This is a genomic window from Pseudorhodoferax sp. Leaf267 (assembly GCF_001422405.1).
Lineage (GTDB): Bacteria > Pseudomonadota > Gammaproteobacteria > Burkholderiales > Burkholderiaceae_C > Pseudorhodoferax.
On the sequence record NZ_LMMV01000012.1, the window covers coordinates 52,849 to 73,765 of the forward strand.

Here is a 20,917-nt window from a genome sequence, read left to right on the forward strand (position 1 = left end):
TTACTTGCAGCTGAAACTGGCGGCGCTTTCGATGTCGCCGGTGCCGTTGTAGCGCGCGACCTGCGGGTAGGGGCACAGCGGGCGGGTGCGGGTGGGCGACCAGGCGGCGGGCACGTCGGCGTTCACGCCACCGGCATTGCCGGCGCCGCGCGCGTTGGCGATCACGCGGTCGGGCGCCACGCCCTTTTCGACCCAGTCGACCAAAGCCGTGACCATGTCGAACTGGTCGGTGGCCGGGCCGGCGCTGCAGTGGTTCATGCCGGGCACCAGGTAGAGCCGCGCAAAGTTGGCGGCGTTACCGCCGTTGGCGTTGCGCAGGCCGTCGTACCAGGCCGCCGTGTCGTCGGAGGAGAACACGCCGTCGGACGTGCCGTGGTAGACCATCATCTTGGCGCCGCGGTCCTTCAGGGCCGACAGGTTGGTCGGGTTCGGCGGCGTCATGAAGCTCAGCGACGACTCGGTGTAGGTCGCGTTGGTCGCGGCGATCTTGGGCGCGTCCGTGTCCATGTTGAACGCCAGCGCGAAGGCCTTGGTGTCCGTCAGGATGCTGGTCGGCGCGGGCGGCACCTGGAAGATGAAGCCCACGGCCACCGGGTCGCGCGCGGCGCCGATGGAGGACTGGAACTTCCAGCTCGCCCAGTTGGCCGAGGTGATGCCGGCGTCCCACGGGAAGCTGGCATACAGCGCGGTGCCGGCGCTGTTGCGTGCGCCGCGGAAGATGTTGGACAGAGCCGTCTTTTGCGCCGTGCTGATGCAGCTGCCGTCGCGCGCGCCGGTGCAGCTCGGCACGTCGCGCTCCAGCGAGAAGGCGCTCTGGCAGGCCTTGATGTCCTGCACCAGCCCGTCGGTGGCGCCATCCAGCGCGTCGCATTTCTCCAGCACCTTGGCCGCCACCAGTGCACGTTCCGCGGGCGTGAAGGAGGTGGCGATGTCCGCCGGGTCGCTGGCCACGCTGTTCAACTGCTGCGCACCGTAGAGCTGGGCCACGGCCGCCTTGGGCAGGTTGAAGCCGGGGTTGCCGGCCAGGATGCCGTCGTACTGGTCGGCATAGCGCGACGCGCCCACCATGGCGTGGCGCCCGCCATTGGAGCAACCCACCAGGTACGAGCGGTCGGGCTGCTTGCCGTAGGCAGTCTGGATCAGCGACTTGGCCATGGGTGTGAGCTTGCCCACGGCCTGGTAGCCGTAGTCCAGCCGGGCCTGCGGGTCCAGGCCGAACAGCGGGTTCTGCGCGCCGCTGTGGCCGGCGTCCGAGCTCAGCACGGCGAAGCCGTCGCGCAGGCCGTTGCTCAGCGCGCCGCCGCCGCCCTTGCCGCCCGAGGCGGTGCCGATGTTGCCGTCCGTACCGCCGTTGACCTGGTGGAAGAAGCGGCCGTTCCAGTTGTTCGGCAGCCGCATCTCGAATCCGATGGCGTAGGTCTGGCCGTCGACGGCGCTCACGCGCTCGAACATGCGGCCGGTCACGCGGCAATGCTCGGGCACGGCCTGGCCGGCCACCGTGAGCGTGCCGGCCGGCACCACGGTGGTGGCGGTGATCTGCGTGTTGGCCAGCGCCAGGCGGCTCACGAGATCGGCGCAGGCCTGCAACGTGGCCGGCTTGGCCTCGGCCAGCTGCGGCAGGTCGTCGTCCGAGCCGCCGCAGGCGCCCAGCAGCAGGGCAGGGGCCAATGCGGCCAGGATCAGCGTGGGGGTGTTCTTTGCCATGGTGTGTCTCCTCCGGTTGAACGAATCAGGACTCTGCGGTGAAGCCGATCTGCTTGACCAGCGGCCCCCAGCGCTCGTACTCGGCCTTCTGGTCGGCCACCATTTCCTGCGCCGTGCTGCCGTGTGCCACCAGGCCGACGATGGCCAGTGCATCGATGACGGTCTTGTCTTTCAGCGCCGCGTTGATGGCGGCGTTGGCGGCGGCCAGTGTGGCGGGCGGCGTCTTGGCCGGCGCGTAGAAGCCGAACCATTCCTCCGAGGTCACATCCGGGTAGCCCAGCTCGGTGAAGGTGGGCACGTCGGGCAGGAACGGCGAGCGCTTCTTGCCCGAGGTGGCCAGCACGCGCACACGGCCGGTCTTCATGTATTGCAGGTAGTCGCCGCTGGGGTTCATGGCCGCGGCGATCTGGCCGCCGACCAGGTCGGTGATGCTGGGCACGGTGCCGCGGTAGGGCACGTGCTTGAGGTCTACGCCGGCGCGGATGCCGAGCAGCGCGCCCAGCAGGTGGGGCATGGAGCCGGCGCCCGGCGAGCCGTAGCTGGCCTGGTTCGGGTTCGCCTTGGCCCAGGCCAGAAAGTCCTTCAGCGTCTTGACCTCGGCCGGCACGGCAGGGCCGACCGCCAGGCCGTGGAACATGATGGCGCCGATGGAGACCGGGGTCACATCCTCCTGCTTGTATGTGAGCTTGGGGTAGATGTAGGGGTAGACGGCCAGGGCCGACACCGGCGCCAGCGTCAGCACCGAGCCGTCGGCCACGGCGACTTTGAGCGACTCCACCGCGATGCGGCCGCCGGCGCCGGGCTTGTTCTCCACATAGCCTGGGTTCTTGCTGTAGGGCGTGCCGCCCAGCTTCTCGGCCACGCGGCGGGCCACGCTGTCGCCCGCGCTGCCGGCCGGGAAGCCGTACATGACCTTGACCTGGTCCAGCGCCTGCGCGAGCACGCTGAGCGGCGAGAGGGCGCCGAGCGCAGCAGCGCTGCCCAGGGCCTGGATGAAATGACGACGGTGTTGCATGCGGTTGTCTCCTCGGGGTGGGTGGTTCAGCGCGGGGCCATGCGCAGCGCGCCATCCAGCCGGATGACTTCGCCGTTCAGGTGGTTGTTGGTCACGATGTGGCAGGCCAGCTCGGCGAACTCCGAGGGCTTGCCCAACCGCGACGGGAAGGGGATGGACGCGGCCAGCGACTGCTGCACCGGCTCGGGCAGCTCCAGCAACAGCGGCGTGGCGAAGATGCCGGGCGCCACCGTGCACACCCGGATGCCGTGCTGCGCCAGGTCGCGCGCCATCGGCAGCGTCATGCCGACCAGCCCGCCCTTGGACGCGCTGTAAGCCTGCTGGCCCACCTGGCCGTCGTAGGCCGCCACCGAGGCGGTGAACATCATCACGCCACGCGCGCCGTCCTCCAGCGCTTCGAGCTTGGCGCAGCGCGCGGCGAACAGGCGGCTGATGTTGTAGGTGCCGATCAGGTTCACGCCGATGACCTTGGCGAAGTCTTCCAGCGGCGCGGCGCGGCCGTCCTTGCCGACGATGCGCTTGGCACCACCGATGCCGGCCACGTTCATGAGGATGCGGGCCGGGCCGTGGGCGGCAGCGGCAGCGTCGAGCGCAGCCTCCACGCTCGCGGTGTCGGCGATGTCGCAGGCGTGCGCCGTGCCGCCGATGTCGGCCGCGACTTTTTGCGCCAGCTCGCTGTTGCGGTCCAGCACCGCGACCCTGGCGCCCAGGCGCGCCAGTTCGCGTGCGACGGCCTCGCCCAGGCCCGATGCGCCGCCCGTGACGAGTGCTGACGTTCCTTCGATTTGCATGACGGTCTCCTTTATTGCGGCTTGAGGGTGAAGGGCAGCGTGTCTGCGTGCAGCGCCTGCACGGCCGCGTCGCGGTGCTTCAGCACGGCGCGCTGGTTGATCGAGCCCTTGTCGGTGACTTCGCCCTTGTCGATGGACGGGGGCTCGGCCACGAGCACCGCGCGCGCGATGCGGTTGGCGCTGCCGGTGGAGTCGGTCGCGAGCTTGTTCAGCACGCGCTGGAAGTGCCCCTGCACGGCCGGGCTTTCCAGCACCTGCTGCCACGGCGCATCGGCCGGCAGCCGCGCCAGTTCGCGCACGGCCTGCGTGCAGAAGATCAGCGCGCCGACCTCCTTGAGGTTGATGCCGGTCAGCACCGCGTCCTGCACATAAGGCGCCCCGTAGGCGGTGATCCTGGCGCGCATCGGCCCCACGCTGACGAAGGTGCCTGTGGCCAGCTTGAAGTCTTCGGCAATGCGGCCGTCGAATCGCAGGCCCAGATGGATGTTCTGCGGGTCGATCCAGTCCACCGCGTCGCCGGTCATGAAGAAGCCCTCTTCGTCGAAGGACTCGTGCGTCACGTCCGGCAGGCGCCAGTAGCCCGGCGTGACGTTGGGGCCGCGGTAGCGGATCTCGGTCTTGCCATCGGTGGGCACGAGCTTGATCTCCATGCCGGCGGTGGGCAGCCCCAGGTCGCCGGTGGCCACCTCGGGCCGCGTGATGTACAGGCCGAACGGGCCGGACTCGGTCATGCCCAGGCCCGTGCCCATCACCAGGCGCTCGCCGATCTCGGCCTCCTGGATGGTGTGCAGCTTGTCCCACACGGCCTGCGGCAGCGCCGCGCCGGCGTAGAAGAACATGCGTGCGCGCGACAGCAGGTTCTTGCGCAGCACCGCGTCGGTCTCCATCGCGTCGGCGATGTATTCGAAGCCGGTCGGCACGTTGAAGTAGACCGTGGGTGCGATCTCGCGCAGGTTGCGCAGCGTCTCGGCGATGCCGGAAGGCGTGGGCTTGCCGTCGTCGATGTACAGCGTGCCGCCGTTGTCCAGCACGATCCCCACGTTGTGGTTGCCGCCGAAGGTGTGGTTCCAGGGCAGCCAGTCGACCAGCACCGGCGGCTCCTCGCCCAGCGCGGGGATGGAGCTGCGCAGCTGTTGCTGGTTCGCGCACCACATGCGGTGCGTGTTGATGACGGCCTTGGGGTTCTTGGTGGAGCCCGAGGTGAAGAGGAACTTGGTGATCGTGCCGGGGTGGATGTTGGCCATGGCGGCGTCCACGGCCGGCGTCACTTCGGTGGCCAGCAGCTCGGCCAGCGTGGTGCTGGCGCGGTCTTGCAGCCGGCCCTCGCCGAGCACGACCTCGGTGTCGGCCGGCACCACGGCGGCGATCGCCTTGGCATAGCGTGCGTCGGCGGCGAACACCAGGCCCGGCGTCAGCGTGGCCATCACGTGGCGCAGCTTCTCGTAGTCCTTGCTCACCAGCGCGTAAGGCGTGGAGACGGGGCAGTGCGGCACGCCGGCCAGCAGCGCGCCGAAGGCAATGAGCGCGTGGTCGATGCCGTTCTCGGCCAGGATCGCGACCGGCCGCTCGGGCGACAGGCCGCGCGTGAGCAGCGCCTGCGCGATGGCGCGCGCCTTGGCCAGCATCTCGCGGTACGTCATGTGCACCCAGTCGCCGCGGCTGCCATCGGCGTTGCGCGCGCGCTGGGCGATGAACGTGCGGTCGGGCGCCACTTCGGCCCAGTGCACCAGGCGGTCCGTCATGCGGTGGGCGTAGGGCGGCAGCGGCGTCTCGGCGCTGAGGTAGGCCACGCCGCCTTCGCCCTCGCGCAGCACGCCGCGCGTGATGCCGAAAGCCAGCGGTCGGTACTTGGGTGTTGTCTCCGTCATGTCGTTCTCCTGGTGGTCGCCGGGGGTCAGTTCTTGCTGACCTTGGGCGCCTTGCCTTCGAGGAAGGCGCGCACGCGCTCCTTGGCGTCGGGGGCGTCCTGCACGATGCCCGCCATCAGCGCCTCGGTGAAGAAGCCGTGGTCGGCCGGCTGCTCGGCGATGCGCGGCAGCGCGTGCATGAGCGCGTAGTTGGTCAGCGGGGCGTTGGTGGCGATGCGCTTGGCCAGCTCCACCGCCTTGTCGAACGCCGTGCCTTCGGCCACCAGGTACTGCGCGAAGCCGGCGCGCTCGCCGTCTTCGGCGTTGTAGACGCGGCCGGTCATCATCATGTCGGTCATGCGCGCCACGCCGATCAGCTTGGGGATGCGCACCGAGCCGCCGCCGCCCACGAAGATGCCGCGCGTGCCTTCGGGCAAGGCGTAGAAGGTGGTGCTGTCCGCCACGCGGATGTGGGCCGCGCTGGCCAGCTCCAGCCCGCCGCCGACGACCGCGCCGTGCAGCGCCGCGACCACGGGCACCGGGCCGTGCTGCACGCATTCCAGCGCCTGGTGCCACATGCGCGAATGCATCACGCCCTGGCCGGCGTTGCGCTCCTTCAATTCCGACAGGTCGAGCCCGGCGCAGAAGTGCGGGCCGGCGCCGTCGATGACGACCGCGCGCACGCTCTCGGGCAGGTTCTGGAAGGTGTCGCGCAGCGCCAGGATCAGCGCGTCGTTCAAGGCATTGCGCTTGGCCGCGCGTTCCAGTCGAACGATGGCGATGTCGCCCTGGGTTTCGAAAGTGAGGTCGGGGTGGGTCATGATTGCGTCCTTGGGTTGGATCGATTATGGTTATGAAAAATAACCAAATCAAGCGCTCTGAGCGCCTCCAAAACCCCGTACTTACCCTGAGAGGAGACCTGAGTGGACTGCACCAACCTGATCGCCATCGACACCCACACGCACGCCGAAATCAGCTGCTGGAACCCGTTCGACAACTACGGCGAGGAATACGACCGCGCCGCCGACAAGTACTTCCGCTCCAGCCGCCGGCCCACCATCCAGGAGAGCATCGACTACTACCGCGAGCGCAAGATCGGCTTCGTGATGTTCGGCGTGGACGCCGAGTCGCAACTGGGCCGCCGCCGCATCCCCAACGAAGAGATCGCCGAGGCCGCGCAGCAGAACCCGGACATCATGATCGCCTTCGCCAGCATCGACCCGCACAAGGGCAGGATGGGCGCGCGCGAGGCGCGCCGGCTGGTGGAGGAGCACGGCGTGAAGGGCTTCAAGTTCCACCCCACCGTGCAGGGCTTCCACCCCTACGACAAGATGGCCTGGCCCATCTACGAGGTGATCGCCGAACGCAAGCTGCCCGCCATCTTCCACACCGGGCACAGCGGCATCGGCTCGGGCATGCGCTGCGGCGGCGGGCTGCGGCTGGAGTACAGCAACCCCATGCACTTGGACGACGTGGCGATCGATTTCCCCGACATGCAGATCGTCATGGCCCACCCCAGCTTCCCGTGGCAGGACGAGGCGCTGTCGGTGGCCACGCACAAGCCCAACGTGTGGATTGACCTGTCGGGCTGGAGCCCCAAGTACTTTCCCAAGCAGCTCATCCAATACGCCAACACGATGCTGAAGGACCGCGTGCTGTTCGCCAGCGACTGGCCGCTGATCTCGCCGGACCGCTGGCTTAAGGATTCGGAAGAGGCCGGCTTCAAGCCCGAGGTGATGCCGGGCATCCTCAAGGGCAATGCAATGCGCCTGCTGGGCCTGGGTGCATGAAGCCGCTTCATCTGGCCGCGCGACAGGGTTGACGTCCGCCGGCGCTGCAGGGCGGCAACGCGGCGACCACAAGCAGGCCGCGACGACGGCCACCACCGCAGTTCCGAGGCCTTGGTGATCGTGCCGCGCTGAGGCCGGCTCTGCATATGCAAGACATATGCAGACCCGTTGTTTCAGATATTTGATCTGCGGGAGAGGGCGCCCTAGCATCCGCGCTCCAACGATTTCCCGGAGACATCCATGCCCCGCCCCCTCCTGCGCGCCCTGGCGCTGCCCGCGCTGCTCGCCTGCGCCGCAGCGGCCCAGGCCGATCCCGTCAGCGTGCTGTTCGTCGGCAACAGCTACACCTTCGGCCGCGTCGACCCGGTCATGAGCTACAACGCTGCCAATGTGCGCGACCTCACGGCGCCGATGGCAGCGGCCAACCCCACCGGCAGCAACAGCTTCGAGCCCCACCCCTGGGGCGGCGTGGCCGGCATCTTCAAACAGTTCACGACGCAGGCGGGCCTGGACTACCAGGTGGCGCTGTCTACGCGCAACGCCGCCTCGCTGCGCGGTCATTTCCTCAACAGCAACCCGGCCGACTGGAACCTGCGCGGCAACATCGCGAGCCAGACCTGGAGCAAAGTCGTGCTGCAGGAGCAGAGCGACGAGGCACTGCCCAAACAGACGGGCCTGGCGTCCAACCCCGCGTACTTCAACGCCTACGTGAATGTCATCGAGAACTACCTGCACCAGGGCAACGCGTTGTCGTACCGCGAGCGCGAGCTGATCGGCGGCACCAATGCCGAATGCGCGCGCATCACCGGCGCGTCCGCCGGCACCTGCGGGCTGCTGCGCAACATCGAGGCCAACCCGAACGCCAGCGCCGATACGCAGGTCTACCTCTACCAGACCTGGGCACGCCCGAACCTCGTGAATGCGCCGTTCACCACAGTGACCGACCCTGTCACGGGCGAGGTGAGCTTCACGACCACGCCCGCCACGTCGTTCTACGGCTCGCTGCAGGCCATGACCGAGGACCTGCGCGATGCCTATGCCAAGGCCGCGGCGGACGCCGGTGCCGACGGCAGCGGCGGCGTTGTCGACGTGGCACCGGTCGGTGAGGCCTTCATGCTGGCCCTGGCGATGGGCGTGGCCACGGCCAACCACTATGCGCCCGACGCCGTGACCGATGGCCTGGTGGACCTGTGGTGGGACGACGGCACGCACGCCAGCAAGTTCGGCTCCTACCTCAGCGCACTGACGTTGTTCGGCACGCTGACCGGCCTGGACCCGGCCAGCCTGGGCGCCGCCGAAATCGCGGCGCGCGACCTGGGCATCGCCGTACCCGAAGCCGTGCTGCTGCAGCGTGTGGCCAGCCTCACGCTGGGCTTCGACCCGCAGCAAGTGCCCGAGCCCTCGGTGCTGGCGCTGTGGTTCACCGCCGCTGCCGCCGGGCTGGCGCTGCGGCGACGCCGCTCTTCTCGCGCCTGACGGCGAGTGGCTGGCCGCAAAGGCCTGGGTGGGCGGTGGCCATGCGGCCTGCAACATAATTTGCGCCGCACTTCACCCGCCCCATGCTGTTCCTGATTTCACCTGCCAAATCCCTCGACTACGACACCCCGCTGGGGCCCGTGCCCCACACCAAGCCGCTGTTCCCCGAGCAGGCGGCCGAGCTGATCGCTGTGCTCAAGGGCAAGACGCCTCAGCAGATTGCCGAACTCATGGACCTGTCCGACAGCCTGGCTGCGCTGAACGTGGCGCGCTACCAGGCCTACAGCCCGCGCATGACGGCGCGCAATTCGCGCCAGGCCGCGCTGGCCTTCGACGGTGATGTCTACGGCGGGCTGGACGCGCGCAGCCTGCCACTGGACGATCTGCGCTGGGCCCAGCGCCACCTGCGCATCCTGTCGGGCCTGTACGGCGTGCTGCGCCCGCTGGACCGCATGCAGCCCTACCGGCTGGAGATGGGCACGGCGCTGGCCAACGCGCAGGGCGCCAACCTGTACCAGTTCTGGGGCAGCCGCATCGCCGAATACCTGAACGGCGAACTGGCCGGCAGCAAGACGCCCGTCGTCGTGAACCTGGCCTCGCAGGAGTATTTCAAGTCGGTGGACCGCCAGGCCTTGCGCGCGCGGGTGGTCGAATGCCAGTTCGAGGACTACAAGAACGGGCAGTACAAGATCATCAGTTTCTTCGCCAAGCGCGCGCGCGGCCTGATGGCCCGCTATGCGATCGAGCACCGCATCAAGACGCCGGCCGGGTTGAAGGGTTTCAACGTGGACGGCTACGCCTTCGACGCCAAGGCCTCGGCGCCGGATCGCCTGGTGTTCCGGCGCCGCGCGGACTGATCTCAGAAAGGAGCACCATGGCCGCCAACACATCGTCGCAAAGCATCACGCCGCAGCTGCGGCAGTGGATTGTCGAGCAGGCGCAAGCCGGCCACGCGGCCGACGTGGTGCTCCAATCCATGCGCGATGCGGGCTGGGACGAGGACGTGGCCATCGAGGCCATGGAAACCAGCCTGCGCGACCACCTGGAGCAAGCCGCCAAGGCCGCCAGCCTGCCGCCGGCCGTGCCCGTGCCCGAGCCCGACCTGGCCGATGCCCCGCTGTACCTGGATGCCGGCGACCGCCGCGTGCATGTGCTGAGCATGCAGCGCGAGCCGCGTGTCGTGGTGTTCGGCAACCTGCTCAGCGACGAAGAGTGCGAAGCGTTGATCGAAGAGGCCCGCCCGCGCATGGCGCGCTCGCGCACCGTGGCCACCAAGACCGGCGGCGAAGAGATCAACGTGGACCGCACCAGCGATGGCATGTTCTTCCAGCGCGCCGAAACGCCCTTGATCGCGCGCATCGAGGACCGCATCGCCCGCCTGCTGCGCTGGCCGCTGGAAAACGGCGAAGGCCTGCAGATCCTGCACTACGGCCCCGGCACCGAATACAAGCCGCACTACGACTATTTCGACCCCGGCGAGCCCGGCACGCCCACCATCCTGCGCCGCGGCGGCCAGCGTGTCGGCACGCTTGTGATGTACCTGGGCGAGCCCGAGCAGGGCGGCGCCACGGTGTTCCCCGACATCCAGCTCGAAGTGGCGCCCAAGCGCGGCAACGCCGTGTTCTTCAGCTACGAGCGGCCACACCCGAGCACGCGCACGCTGCATGGCGGCGCGCCCGTGCTGCAGGGCGAAAAATGGATCGCCACCAAATGGCTGCGTGAACGTGAATTCGCATGACATCCCCTGACCAATCCCCCCTGGGCAAGGCCTCGGCCTACGCCGACCGGTACGACGCCTCGCTGCTGTTCCCGATCCCGCGCGCCGACAAGCGCGCCGAGCTGGGCATCCAGGGCGCCAGCCCCTTCTTCGGGGCCGACCTGTGGACGGCGTATGAGCTGAGCTGGCTCAACACGCGCGGCAAGCCCCAGGTGGCGCTGGCGCATTTCACCGTGCCCTGCGAGACGCCCAACATCATCGAGAGCAAATCGCTCAAGCTGTACCTGGGCAGCTTTTCCAACACGCCGTTCGAGTCGGTGGACGCCGTGCGTGCGCACCTGCGCACCGACCTGTCCGAGGCTGTATGGCGCGGCAGCGACCAGCCGGCCACCATCGGCGTGCGCGTGCTCGGCCCGGAGTTGTTCGACCGCGAGCCCGTGCACGAGCTCGACGGCCTGAGCCTGGACCGGCTGGACCTGGAATGCACGCACTACCAGCCCGCGCCCGAGCTGCTCACGGCGGCGTTCGACGAGGCGCCAGTCACCGAAGTGCTGACCTCCAATTTGCTCAAGAGCAACTGCCTGGTCACCGGCCAGCCCGATTGGGGCGCGGTCCAGGTAAGCTACAGCGGCCCGCAGATCGACCAGGCCGGCCTGTTGCGCTACATCGTTTCGTTCCGCAACCACAACGAGTTCCACGAGCAGTGCGTCGAACGCATGTTCATGGACATCTGGCGCCGCTGCCGCCCGGTCAAGCTGACGGTCTACGCGCGTTACACGCGGCGCGGCGGGCTGGACATCAACCCTTGGCGCACCAGCCACCCGGGCGCGGTGCCGGCGAATGTACGCACGGCGCGCCAATAGCGCACACGGTACACGGCGCCGGCGCCGGCCTACATCAAATGATGTTGGCGGCGCGGTGCGGGGTGGCTAACATCCTTCGCCCTTGTCAACCATCCGCAGATCGGTGATACGTTCCTTGCCTCATCCCGCCTCCGAAGCCCAAGAAGGCCGAGACCCGGTGCACGCCTTGCGTGACGCCACCCGATCCCTGCACCACCTGCTCGACAGCCAGCTGCCGCTGGCACGCCCCGATGCGGGCGTTGCCGACTACCTGTCCCATTTGCGCGTGCTGCGCGGCTGGCTGCTGGCATTGGCGCCGTTGCTGCAGCCCACCGGCTGGGGCCAGGGCTACCTGCAGGCGCTGGATGCCGACCTAGCCCAGGCCGGCGCAGTGGCTGCGCCCGTAACCGCCGCGGCGCCGGCCGACGACCCGGCCTTCGCGCTGGGCGTGGCCTATGTGGTCGAGGGCTCGCAACTCGGTGGCCAGGTGTTGCTGCGCCGGTTGCGCCAGTCCGGCGTGGACCACGGCCTGCGCTATCTGCAAGGCCGTGGCGAGGCGACCGGCGCGCATTGGGGCGCCTTCCTGAAAGCACTGCGCGCGCGGCTGACGCAGCCCGCCGAAATCGCCGCCGCCTGCCGCGGCGCCTGCTGGGCTTTCGAGGACCTGCTGGCGCGCATGCGCCGCGCGGGGCTGCTGGCGTGAGCGCCGTGTTCAAGGCGCCAGTCGGCCTGGACAACTGCGACCACGAGCCGATCCACATCCCGGGCCGCATCCAGTCGCACGGCGTGCTGGTGGCTTTCGACCTCGCGCAGCGCGTGAGCCACCGCAGTGCCAACGCCGAGGCACTGCTCGGGGCGTTGGCGCCGGCACTGGGCCAGCCACTGCAGGAGACCTGCTTTGCGGCCGATGCCGACATGCTGGAGCTGCTGCAGGAATGCTTCGCCGCCGAGGCCGGCGACGTCCAGCCCGCCGCCACCGAAGTGGAACTGGCCGGCCAGACCTTCGAGATGATCGGCCACCGTGTGGGCGACACCGTGCTCGCTGAACTGGAACTGCTCGCCCCCGATGCCGCCGGCTTCGCAGACGACGCCTTCAAGGGCCACCGCGCCCTGACGCGCATCAAGCGCCAGCGCACCGTGGATGACCTGCTGGCTGCCGCGGCGCAGGAGGTGCGCACGCTGACCGGCTTCGACCGCGTCATGGCCTACCGCTTCCGCCACGACGACAGCGGCGATGTCGTGGTCGAGGCCAAGGCCGACGCGCTGGAGCCGCTGGCCGGCCGCCGTTACCCCGCCGGCGACATCCCGGCCCAGGCGCGCCGCCTCTACACGCTGAACACGCTGCGCATCATCGTCGCGGTGGGCAGTGCATCCGTCCCCGTCGAAGCCCGCGCCGACGCCGCCGCCATGCCGCTGGACATGAGCCACAGCGTGCTGCGCGCCGTCTCGCCCGTGCACATCGAGTACCTGACCAACATGGGCGTGCAGGCGTCCATGAGCATTTCCATCGTCGTGCACGGCAAGCTGTGGGGCATGCTGGCCTGCCACCACATGTCGCCGCGCCACGTGCCCTACCGCGTGCGCTCGGCCTGCGACGTGCTGGCCCACATCCTGGCGGCCAACGTGCAGAGCGCGCTCGCCCGCGCCAGCGCGCACCGGCTGGAGGCGGCGGCCTCCGTGCGCGCCCGCGCCATCGAGGACGTGCTGCATGCCGATGACGGCGTGTTTGCGCTGCTGCCGGCGGCCGAGGCGCTGTACGGCATGTTCGAGGCCCATGGCCTGGTGCTGGCAGAGCAGGGCCGTATCGCGTCCGTCGGCGTTCCGGCCGAGGCGGCGCGCGAGCTGGTGCCCTGGTTGCAGGCCCAGCCCCAGGCGGCCTCCGGCCTGTACAGCCGCGCCTCGCTGGCGGGCCTGCCCCCCGGCTTGCAGGACGCGCTGGGCATCTGGTGCGGCTTTCTCGCGCTGCGCTTTTCCAGCGCAACGGCTGGCTGGCTGGTGCTGCTGCGCAAGGAGCAGGTCGAGACCATCGCCTGGGGCGGCAAGCCCGACAAGCATTACGACCACGGCCCCATGGGGCCGCGCCTCACGCCGCGCGGCAGCTTCGACGTCTGGAAGGAAACGGTGCGCGGCCAGTGCGTGCCCTGGAGCGAGACCGACCTGGAGATCGCCCACGCGCTGGTAGCCGACCTCATGCGCGCCAGCGTGGCGCGCAACGCCGAGCTGGACCGGGCCCGCAGCCATCTGCTGTCCATGCTGAGCGCCGGCATGGGCACGCCGGAGCAGCTCCAGGCGGCCTCCGTGCAGCAGGCCGGCGGGCGCATGCAGCGCTTCGTGGCCCAGGTGCTCGACGCGGCGCTGCTGCAAAAGGGCGAGGGCCTGGCGCTCAATGTGCAGCCCGTCGACCTGGGCCAGCTGCTGCACCGCATGCTGGACGAGGAGGCGGCCGCCCATCCGGCGCTGCGCTTCGTGCGCGAGATCCCGCGTGCGCTGCCGTTCGCGGGTGACGTGGCGCGGCTGCGCCAGCTGCTGGCCTGCCTGATCGGCAACGCGCGCCGCCATGGCGCGCCGGACGAGTCCGTGGTCGTGCAGCTGCAGCAGCAGGGCGATCTGGTGGTGCTGGAGATCAGCAACGTCGGCGCTGAGGTCGAGCCCGTCGCCGCCGACGTCATGTTCGACCCCTTCCGCGCCACGCCCACCGGCATCCGCGCCACGGCCGATGGCCTGGGCCTGGGCCTGTACATCGCGCGCCACATCGCGCGGGCGCACGGCGGCGACCTGGAATACGCCTACGCCGATCCCTATGTGCTGTTCACGCTGACGCTGCGCGCGGAGCCCGGCGCGGCCACATGAAGCGGGCGGTGCGCTGCAGCGCCTACGCAGGGGCCCCGCTTGCCACGGACCCCAGGCGCTGGCGGCGTGCTGTAGTGACAGCGCGATGAAAGCCCCGGCGGTATAAACCGCCGATGCCTTTCGCCCGCACGCTTCCCAATCCCATCGCGCGCCTGCAGGCCGCGGCCCAACCCCTGCAGACGCCCTGTGGCGACGGCCACATCCAATGGCACCGCTGGGGGCCGGCCGATGCCGGCCCGCGCGGCCCTGTCGTGCTGCTGCACGGCGGCAGCGGCAGCTGGACGCACTGGGTGCGCAACATCGACGCGCTAGTGGCGGCAGGCCGCCAGGTGCTGGCGCCCGATCTGCCGGGCTTTGGCGATTCGGCGGTGCCGCCCGGCGGCGGTGATGCCGACGCCGTGGCACCTGCGCTGGAGCAGGGCCTGCAGTTGCTGCTGGGCGCACAGGCCTGCGACCTCGTGGGCTTCTCGTTCGGCGGCCTCACGGCCGGCCTGCTGCTGGCCGAGCACCCGGCGCGCGCCACGCGCCTGGTCCTCGTCGGCGCGCCCGCCATGGGCGTCTCCGACGCCGGCCAGATCGCGCTGCGCGGCTGGCGCCATCTGCCCGATGCAGCCGCGCGCGAGGCCGTGCACCGGCACAACCTGGCCGTGCTCATGCTGCACAAGCCCGAGGCCATCGACGCGCTCGCGCTGGCGCTGCACGGCGCCAACGTGGAACGCGACCGCATGCAGCGCCGCCGCCTGGCGCGCACCGAGGCCCTGAAGAACGCGCTGCAGCGCGTGGCCTGCCCGGTGCACGCGATCTATGGCAACGAGGACGTGCTGTACGCGGGCCGCATGGAGGCGCTGGCGAAGGCCTTTGCCGAGTCGCCGCACTTCCAGGGCCTGACCTTGGTCGACGAGGCCGGGCATTGGGTGCAATATGAGCGGCCGGATGCCTTCGACGCCGCATTGCGCCAGGTCCTGGCCTGACCCATCGGGACGCCTCGCCATGTCCAGACCGGCCTCCAGCCTCGTTGGCGCATGCAGGCATGCGCAAGCCGGGCAGGGCGCGGTCGGCACACCCTGGACGGTCAGAACAGCTCGCCGTTGGCCGCCTCGATGGGCGGCTCGGCCGCCAGTTCGGCGGCCTTGCGCAGCGCGCCCACGCGCACTCCCAGCAGCCGCAGCCGGCGCTCCAGCGGCACGCGCTTCAAGCACTGGCCGGCGGCCTGGCGGATGGCCTTGGCGTCGGCCGTGAAGGTGGCCACGGTCTGGTCGCGCGTGGCGATCTTGAAGTCGTCGAAGCGCAACTTGATGCCGATGGTCTTGCCCACGTAGCCCTTGCGCTGCAGGTCGTCGGCGACCTTCTCGCACAGGTGCGTGAAGATGGCCGACAGCTCGGCCCGGTCGCGCACGGCATGCAGGTCGCGGTCGAACGTGGTTTCGCGGCTCATGGAGACGGGCTCGCTCTCGGTCACCACCGGCCGGCTGTCGCGGCCCCAGGCAGCCTCGTGCATCCACGCGCCATAGGACCTGCCGAAATGCTCGACCAGCCAGGCGCGGTCCTTGGCGGCCAGGTCGCCGATGGTCGACAGGCCCAGTGCCGCCAGCCTGGCCTCGGCCTTGGGGCCGATGCCGTTGATCTTGCGCGCCGCCAGCGGCCAGATGCGCGTCTGCAGGTCGGCCTCGTGCACGATGGAAATGCCGTTGGGCTTGTTGAACTCGCTGGCCATCTTGGCGATCAGCTTGTTCGGCGCCACGCCCAGCGAGCACGTCAGCCCGGTGCGCTCGAAGATGGCCTTCTGGATCAGCCGCGCCAGCACGCGCCCGCCCTCGCGCTGGCCGCCGGGCACCTCGGTGAAATCGATGTAGACCTCGTCCACGCCGCGGTCCTCCATCAGCGGGGCGATCTCCAAAATGGTGCTTTTGAACAGCCGCGAGAAGTGGCGGTATTGGTCGAAGTCCACCGGCAGCAGGATGGCCTGCGGGCATAGCTTGGCGGCCTTCATGAGGCCCATGGCCGAGCCCACGCCGAAGGCGCGTGCCGCGTAGGTGGCGGTGGTGATCACGCCACGGCCCGCGTAGTCGGCCAGGCGCGGGAACTGGTCCAGCGGCAGGTTCTCGCGCTGGGCCAGCACGCTGTCGGCCTGTCGCCGCCCACCGCCGATCACGACCGGCAGGCCCTTCAATTGCGGATAGCGCAGCAGCTCGACCGACGCGTAGAACGCGTCCATGTCGAGGTGGGCGATGCGGCGGATCGGGGCGGGAGCTGGTGGCGCAGGCACAGCGCTGTACTCAAAACACTGCACTTTCGCACAGTCTGAGCTCCTTGCGGGGCGCACGCAGGGGCTGGCCCTGCCAAGCTGCCGGTGCGCCCCCTTGTCGCGTTGCAGAAAGAGGGGCGCGGCGCAGCCGCCCGAAGGGTTCTTACCCCGCGGCGTTGATTTTTTCAATGAGTTCGCGCAGCACCGGCGTGGCACGGTCGTTGGGCACCTGGCAGGTGCCGGCCGCATGGTGGCCGCCGCCGCCGTACTGCAGCATCAGCTCGCCGACGTTGCAGCGGCTGCTGCGGTCCAGGATCGACTTGCCCGTGGCGAACACGGTGTTCTGCTTCTGCACGCCCCACATCGCGTGGATGGAGACCTTCACCTGCGGGAACAGCGCATAGATCATGAAGCGGTTGGTGGCCCAGATGGTTTCCTCGTTGCGCAGGTCCAGCACCACGACGCGGTTGTAGACCGTGCTGCAGCGGTCGATCTGCGCGCGTGCCTTGTCGGCATGCTCGCGGTACAGGTCGACGCGCTCGCGCACGTCGGGCAGATCGAGGATCTGCTCGATCACGTGGTCTCGGCAGTAGCGGATCAAATCCATCATCAGCGCGTAGTTGCTGATGCGGAAGTCGCGGAAGCGGCCCAGGCCCGTGCGCGCGTCCATCAGGTAGTTCAGCAGCACCCAGCCCGTGGGGTTCAGGATCTCGTCGCGCACGTACTGCGCCGAGTCGGCCTTGTCCACGGCATCCATCATCTCCACCGAGATCTGTGGGAAGCGCGCCGCGCCGCCGAAATGGTCGTAGACCACGCGCGCGGCCGACGGCGCGCTGGCATCGATCACATGGTTGGCCAGGCCGCTCTTGTTGCGCAGCGTCTCCGACAGGTGGTGGTCGAAGGCCATGTACGCGCCCGGCACATAGGGCAGGTTGGTCGTGATGTCGCGGTCCGTGATCTCGATCTTGCCGTCCTGCATGTCCTTGGGGTGGACGAACTTGATCTCGTCGATCATGTCCAGGGCGTTGAGCAGCACGGCGCAGACCAGGCCGTCGAAATCGCTGCGGGTGACGAGGCGGTACTTGGGGGACGGCATGAAAAACCTCCGGCTGGACTGGGCGCGCCATTTGTGCTGTATGGCGCGCAGAAGATTGGTTGGATTCGTCACGATGATGACACAGGAGTGCGTCGCTATGATCGTCCGACCCCCCTCGTACGGAGACAAACGCATGGCTGAGCTGGACCTTGTTGAAACGGCGCGACACCTGCTGGAGCCGCTGCGTGCGCAGTTCGACGCCACCGTGCGGGCCGTGGCAGGGCGCTGCAGCGCCGGGGGGCGGCTCGACCCGCGCGCACTGGATGCGCGCCAGGGCGTGTCCTACGAGCTGGCCTGGGCCAGCGCCGAGCTGCTGGCCTGCACCACGGTGCTGGGCAAGGTGGCGCCCGGCGCGCTGGACCGCGCGCTGGCCTTGCTGTTCGCCACCGAGTCCATCGCCAGCGTGCTGGCCCGGCTCGAGGCCGTGGCCGTGGACGAGGCGCTGGACCTGGCCGCGCTGCGCGCGCTGGGCGACACGCCCGCCTGGGCCGCGCTGCGCCGCGCCGCCGCCGGCCCCGAGGCGCTGGCGCGCACGGCACGCGCGCTGGCCGCATCCGACGGCGAGATCGGCCCCGTGCGGCTCAGCGAGGATGTGGCCATGGCCCAGCAGGCGTTTCGCCGCTTCGGCGCCGAAGTCGTCGCTGCGCTGGCGGCCCACATCCACCAGCACGACCTGACCGTGCCCGAGACGCTGCTCGGCCCGCTGCGCGAGATGGGCGTGTTCGGCCTGTCGATCCCGCAGGAATACGGCGGCAGCGCGCCGGGCAACCACGACGACACGGCCATGATGATCGCCGTGACCGAGGCCTTGTCCGAGGCCTCGCTGGGCGCGGCCGGCAGCCTCATCACACGGCCCGAGATCCTGTCGCGCGCCTTGCTGGCCGGCGGCACCGCGGCGCAGAAGGAGCATTGGCTGCCCCGGCTCGCGGCGGGTGAGCCGCTGTGCGCCATCGCCATGACCGAGCCCGACCACGGCTCGGACGTGGCCAGCCTGGCGCTCAAGGCCACGCGCGTGGCAGGCGGCTGGCAGCTCAACGGCGCCAAGACCTGGTGCACCTTCGCCGGCAAGGCCGGCTTGCTGATGGTGGTGGCGCGCACCGACCCCGACAAGGCCGCGGGCTACAAGGGCCTGTCCATCCTGCTGGTCGAAAAGCCATCGGACGACGCCCACGCCTTCGACTTCCGCCAGGACGGCGGCGGCCGGCTGCGCGGCCAGGCCATCCCGACCATCGGCTACCGCGGCATGCATTCGTATGAGCTCGCGTTCGAGGACGTCTTCGTGCCCGACAGCCATGTGCTGGGCGGCGAGGCCGGCCTGGGCAAGGGCTTTTACTTCAACATGGCCGGCATGGTCGGCGGCCGCATGCAGACTGCCGCGCGCGCCTCGGGCGTGATGCGCGCCGCCCTGCGCGCCGCGCTGCGCTACACGCAGGACCGCAAGGTGTTCGGCCAGCCGCTGATCGACTTCCCGCTCACGCAGTCCAAGCTGGCGCGCATGGCGGCGCGCTTCGCCGCGTGCCGGCAGACGGCCTACGCCGTCGGCGAGCGGCTGGAGGAGGGCCAGGGCCGCGTCGAGGCCGCGCAGATCAAGCTGCTGGCCTGCCGCTCGGCCGAGCTCCTCACGCGCGAGGCGCTGCAGTTGCACGGCGGCATGGGCTACGCCGAGGAGACGCCGGTCAGCCGCTACTTCGTCGACGCGCGCGTGCTGTCGATCTTCGAGGGCGCCGAGGAGACGCTGGCCCTCAAGGTCATCGCGCGCGGGCTGTTCGAGCAGGTGCTGGCTGCGTAGCGCCATGACGGCGCCAGCACGCCGCGCTGAACGGCGCTACGCGGCCCTGACCTCATCGAGCAGGTCAGGATGCCGGTCCAGCACCTTGAGCAGCTTGACCAAGGCCAGTGGTGGCTTGGTCTTGCCGTTCTCATAGCGCGAGAACGCATTGGCGCCGCCGCCGAAGATCTCTGCGGCTTCGCGTTGGTCCAGCGCTAGTTTCTTGCGTACGCCCGCGATGAACGACGGGTCGACGATGGCCGCGTTGACCTGCTTTTGGAAGGCGCGCATCTCGCGCATGACGCGGTCGGATTCGCTGGCGTCGAGGATGGACTCCGCGCAAGCCGGGCAGAAATCGCCAGTGACCGCCGCGATGACCGTCGTCTCGCCCTTGTAGCTGTATGGCAAGTCGCGCGTGTCGCCGACCAGTTCTGCCGCGCCGCATACAGGACATTTCATGTTCACAGCTCCTTGAACGAGACGATCAGCACATCGTCGATGGCGGCCAGTGTCAGCTTGGCTTCCCGTCGCTCAGGAAGACGTCGGAAAGCTGCCCGGCAGCAAGATTCTGCTGTCCACGTTCTGCAGATTCGTATGGCCGCAAAAGGCCATGGTCACGTCCAGTTCCTTGTGGATCATCTGCAAGGCCTTGGTCACGCCGGCCTCACCCATCGCGCCCAGGCCGTAGGCCATGGCGCGGCCGATCATGGTGCCGCGCGCGCCCAGGGCCCAGGCCTTGAGCACGTCCTGGCCGCTGCGAATGCCGCCGTCCATCCAGACCTCCAGCCGGTTGCCCACCGCATCGACGATGGCGGGCAGCGCGGCGATGGAGCTGGGCGCGCCGTCGAGCTGGCGCCCGCCGTGGTTGCTCACCACGATGGCATCGGCGCCGACGTCGGCGGCCAGCACGGCGTCTTCCGCGACCATGATGCCCTTCAGGATCAGCTTGCCGCCCCATTGCTTCTTGACCCATTCGATGTCGGCCCACGACAGGCTGGGGTCGAACTGCTCGTTGGTCCAGGCCGACAGCGAGCTCATGTCCGACACCCCCTTCACATGGCCGACCAGGTTGCGGAAGGTGCGGCGCTGGGTGCCGGCCATGCCCAGGCACCAGCGGGGCTTGGTCATGAGGTTCAGGATGTTCTTGAGCGTGGGCTTGGGTGGCGCCGTCAGGCCGTTCTTGATGTCCTTGTGGCGCTGGCCGATGACCTGTAGGTCCAGCGTCAGCACCAGCGCGCTGCAACGGGCGGCGCGGGCGCGCTCGATCATGTTGGCCATGGCCTGGCGGTCGCGCATCATGTAGAGCTGGAACCAGAACGGCGCCTGCGTGTGCTCGGCGATGTCCTCGATCGAGCAGATGCTCATGGTCGACAGCGTGAACGGGATGCCGAACTTCTCGGCCGCGCGCGCCGCGTGGATCTCGCCGTCGGCATGCTGCATGCCCGTGAGGCCGACCGGCGCGATGGCCACCGGCATCTTGGCCACCTGGCCGACCATGGTGGTGGCGGTGGTGCGGCCTTCCATGTTCACGGCCACGCGCTGGCGCAGCTTGATCCTCTGGAAATCGGCCTCGTTGGCCTTGTAGGTGCTCTCGGTCCAGGAGCCCGAATCGGCGTAGTCGTAGAACATGCGCGGCACGCGGCGCTCGGCCAGCACGCGCAGGTCTTCGACGGTCGTGATGATGGGCATCCTGCTTCTCCTGGGGGCTTCTTTTCGGGCCGCCATCCTAGCCCGCTTTGCCGTGCGGCAAGCTGAGCGTTTTTTGCGGCCGCTGCA

At 69.4% G+C, this 20,917-nt stretch carries 18 protein-coding genes; 9 read left to right on the top strand and 9 right to left on the bottom strand.

Annotation, left to right across the window (positions count from 1 at the left end):
* The 5 genes from ASF43_RS12205 to ASF43_RS12225 are packed head-to-tail and all read right to left on the bottom strand — an operon-like array spanning position 1 to position 6,178.
* The gene (locus ASF43_RS12205) at positions 1-1,704 is read right to left on the bottom strand and encodes a tannase/feruloyl esterase family alpha/beta hydrolase (protein WP_056181065.1); all 1,704 of its coding nucleotides are present in this window, start codon (positions 1,702-1,704) and stop codon (positions 1-3) included.
* 25 nt (positions 1,705-1,729) lie between these two features.
* A complete protein-coding gene (locus ASF43_RS12210; protein ID WP_056181067.1) occupies positions 1,730-2,719 on the bottom strand; it encodes a tripartite tricarboxylate transporter substrate-binding protein in 990 nt (329 codons plus the stop codon).
* A gap of 26 nt (positions 2,720-2,745) precedes the next feature.
* Positions 2,746-3,510 carry an SDR family NAD(P)-dependent oxidoreductase gene (locus ASF43_RS12215; protein ID WP_056181070.1) on the bottom strand — a complete coding sequence of 255 codons (765 nt, stop codon included), beginning with the start codon at positions 3,508-3,510 and terminating at the stop codon, positions 2,746-2,748.
* An 11-nt stretch (positions 3,511-3,521) separates the two neighbouring features.
* Positions 3,522-5,378: a feruloyl-CoA synthase gene (locus ASF43_RS12220; protein ID WP_056181073.1), complete on the bottom strand. Its 1,857-nt coding sequence runs from the start codon at positions 5,376-5,378 to the stop codon at positions 3,522-3,524.
* Between the two features lie 26 nt (positions 5,379-5,404).
* Positions 5,405-6,178 carry a crotonase/enoyl-CoA hydratase family protein gene (locus ASF43_RS12225; RefSeq protein ID WP_056181075.1) on the bottom strand — a complete coding sequence of 258 codons (774 nt, stop codon included), beginning with the start codon at positions 6,176-6,178 and terminating at the stop codon, positions 5,405-5,407.
* A gap of 102 nt (positions 6,179-6,280) precedes the next feature.
* Between ASF43_RS12225 and ASF43_RS12230 the strand changes: the two genes are divergently transcribed.
* The 8 genes from ASF43_RS12230 (at position 6,281) to ASF43_RS12265 (ending at position 15,003) form a co-directional block, all read left to right on the top strand.
* Positions 6,281-7,147 carry an amidohydrolase family protein gene (locus ASF43_RS12230; RefSeq protein WP_056181079.1) on the top strand — a complete coding sequence of 289 codons (867 nt, stop codon included), beginning with the start codon at positions 6,281-6,283 and terminating at the stop codon, positions 7,145-7,147.
* Positions 7,148-7,387: 240 nt separating this feature from the next.
* Positions 7,388-8,623: a PEP-CTERM sorting domain-containing protein gene (locus ASF43_RS12235; protein ID WP_056181081.1), complete on the top strand. Its 1,236-nt coding sequence runs from the start codon at positions 7,388-7,390 to the stop codon at positions 8,621-8,623.
* An 83-nt stretch (positions 8,624-8,706) separates the two neighbouring features.
* Positions 8,707-9,480, top strand: coding sequence for a peroxide stress protein YaaA (gene yaaA / locus ASF43_RS12240; RefSeq protein ID WP_056181084.1), 774 nt, complete (start codon positions 8,707-8,709; stop codon positions 9,478-9,480).
* A 17-nt stretch (positions 9,481-9,497) separates the two neighbouring features.
* On the top strand, positions 9,498-10,361 hold the full coding sequence (locus ASF43_RS12245) for a 2OG-Fe(II) oxygenase (RefSeq protein ID WP_056181087.1): 864 nt from the start codon (positions 9,498-9,500) through the stop codon (positions 10,359-10,361).
* Positions 10,358-11,203 (top strand): NADPH-dependent 7-cyano-7-deazaguanine reductase QueF, encoded by an 846-nt coding sequence (gene queF, locus ASF43_RS12250; protein ID WP_056181091.1) that lies wholly within the window; start codon positions 10,358-10,360, stop codon positions 11,201-11,203. The genes ASF43_RS12245 and queF overlap by 4 nt, the downstream gene beginning before the upstream one ends.
* 157 nt (positions 11,204-11,360) lie before the next feature.
* On the top strand, positions 11,361-11,885 hold the full coding sequence (locus tag ASF43_RS12255; protein WP_056181094.1) for a biliverdin-producing heme oxygenase: 525 nt from the start codon (positions 11,361-11,363) through the stop codon (positions 11,883-11,885).
* Between the two features lie 5 nt (positions 11,886-11,890).
* Positions 11,891-14,032, top strand: coding sequence for a GAF domain-containing protein (locus tag ASF43_RS12260; protein ID WP_162241803.1), 2,142 nt, complete (start codon positions 11,891-11,893; stop codon positions 14,030-14,032).
* A gap of 113 nt (positions 14,033-14,145) precedes the next feature.
* Positions 14,146-15,003, top strand: coding sequence for an alpha/beta fold hydrolase (locus ASF43_RS12265; RefSeq protein WP_056181100.1), 858 nt, complete (start codon positions 14,146-14,148; stop codon positions 15,001-15,003).
* A 101-nt stretch (positions 15,004-15,104) separates the two neighbouring features.
* On the opposite strand, the gene ASF43_RS12270 is transcribed toward ASF43_RS12265, so the two are convergent.
* Positions 15,105-16,298, bottom strand: a complete 1,194-nt coding sequence (locus tag ASF43_RS12270) for a DNA polymerase IV (RefSeq protein WP_255358114.1) — start codon at positions 16,296-16,298, stop codon at positions 15,105-15,107.
* Positions 16,299-16,440: 142 nt separating this feature from the next.
* Positions 16,441-17,373 carry a hypothetical protein gene (locus tag ASF43_RS12275; RefSeq protein ID WP_056181108.1) on the bottom strand — a complete coding sequence of 311 codons (933 nt, stop codon included), beginning with the start codon at positions 17,371-17,373 and terminating at the stop codon, positions 16,441-16,443.
* Positions 17,374-17,506: 133 nt separating this feature from the next.
* Here ASF43_RS12275 and ASF43_RS12280 point away from each other — a divergent pair, with 133 nt between their 5' ends.
* Positions 17,507-19,162: an acyl-CoA dehydrogenase family protein gene (locus ASF43_RS12280; RefSeq protein WP_056181111.1), complete on the top strand. Its 1,656-nt coding sequence runs from the start codon at positions 17,507-17,509 to the stop codon at positions 19,160-19,162.
* Positions 19,163-19,198: 36 nt separating this feature from the next.
* Here the strand turns inward: ASF43_RS12280 and ASF43_RS12285 are convergent, their stop codons facing one another.
* Positions 19,199-19,600 (bottom strand): type II toxin-antitoxin system MqsA family antitoxin, encoded by a 402-nt coding sequence (locus tag ASF43_RS12285; protein ID WP_056181114.1) that lies wholly within the window; start codon positions 19,598-19,600, stop codon positions 19,199-19,201.
* A 72-nt stretch (positions 19,601-19,672) separates the two neighbouring features.
* Positions 19,673-20,830: an alpha-hydroxy acid oxidase gene (locus ASF43_RS12290; protein ID WP_056181117.1), complete on the bottom strand. Its 1,158-nt coding sequence runs from the start codon at positions 20,828-20,830 to the stop codon at positions 19,673-19,675.
* Between the last annotated feature and the right edge of the window lie 87 nt (positions 20,831-20,917).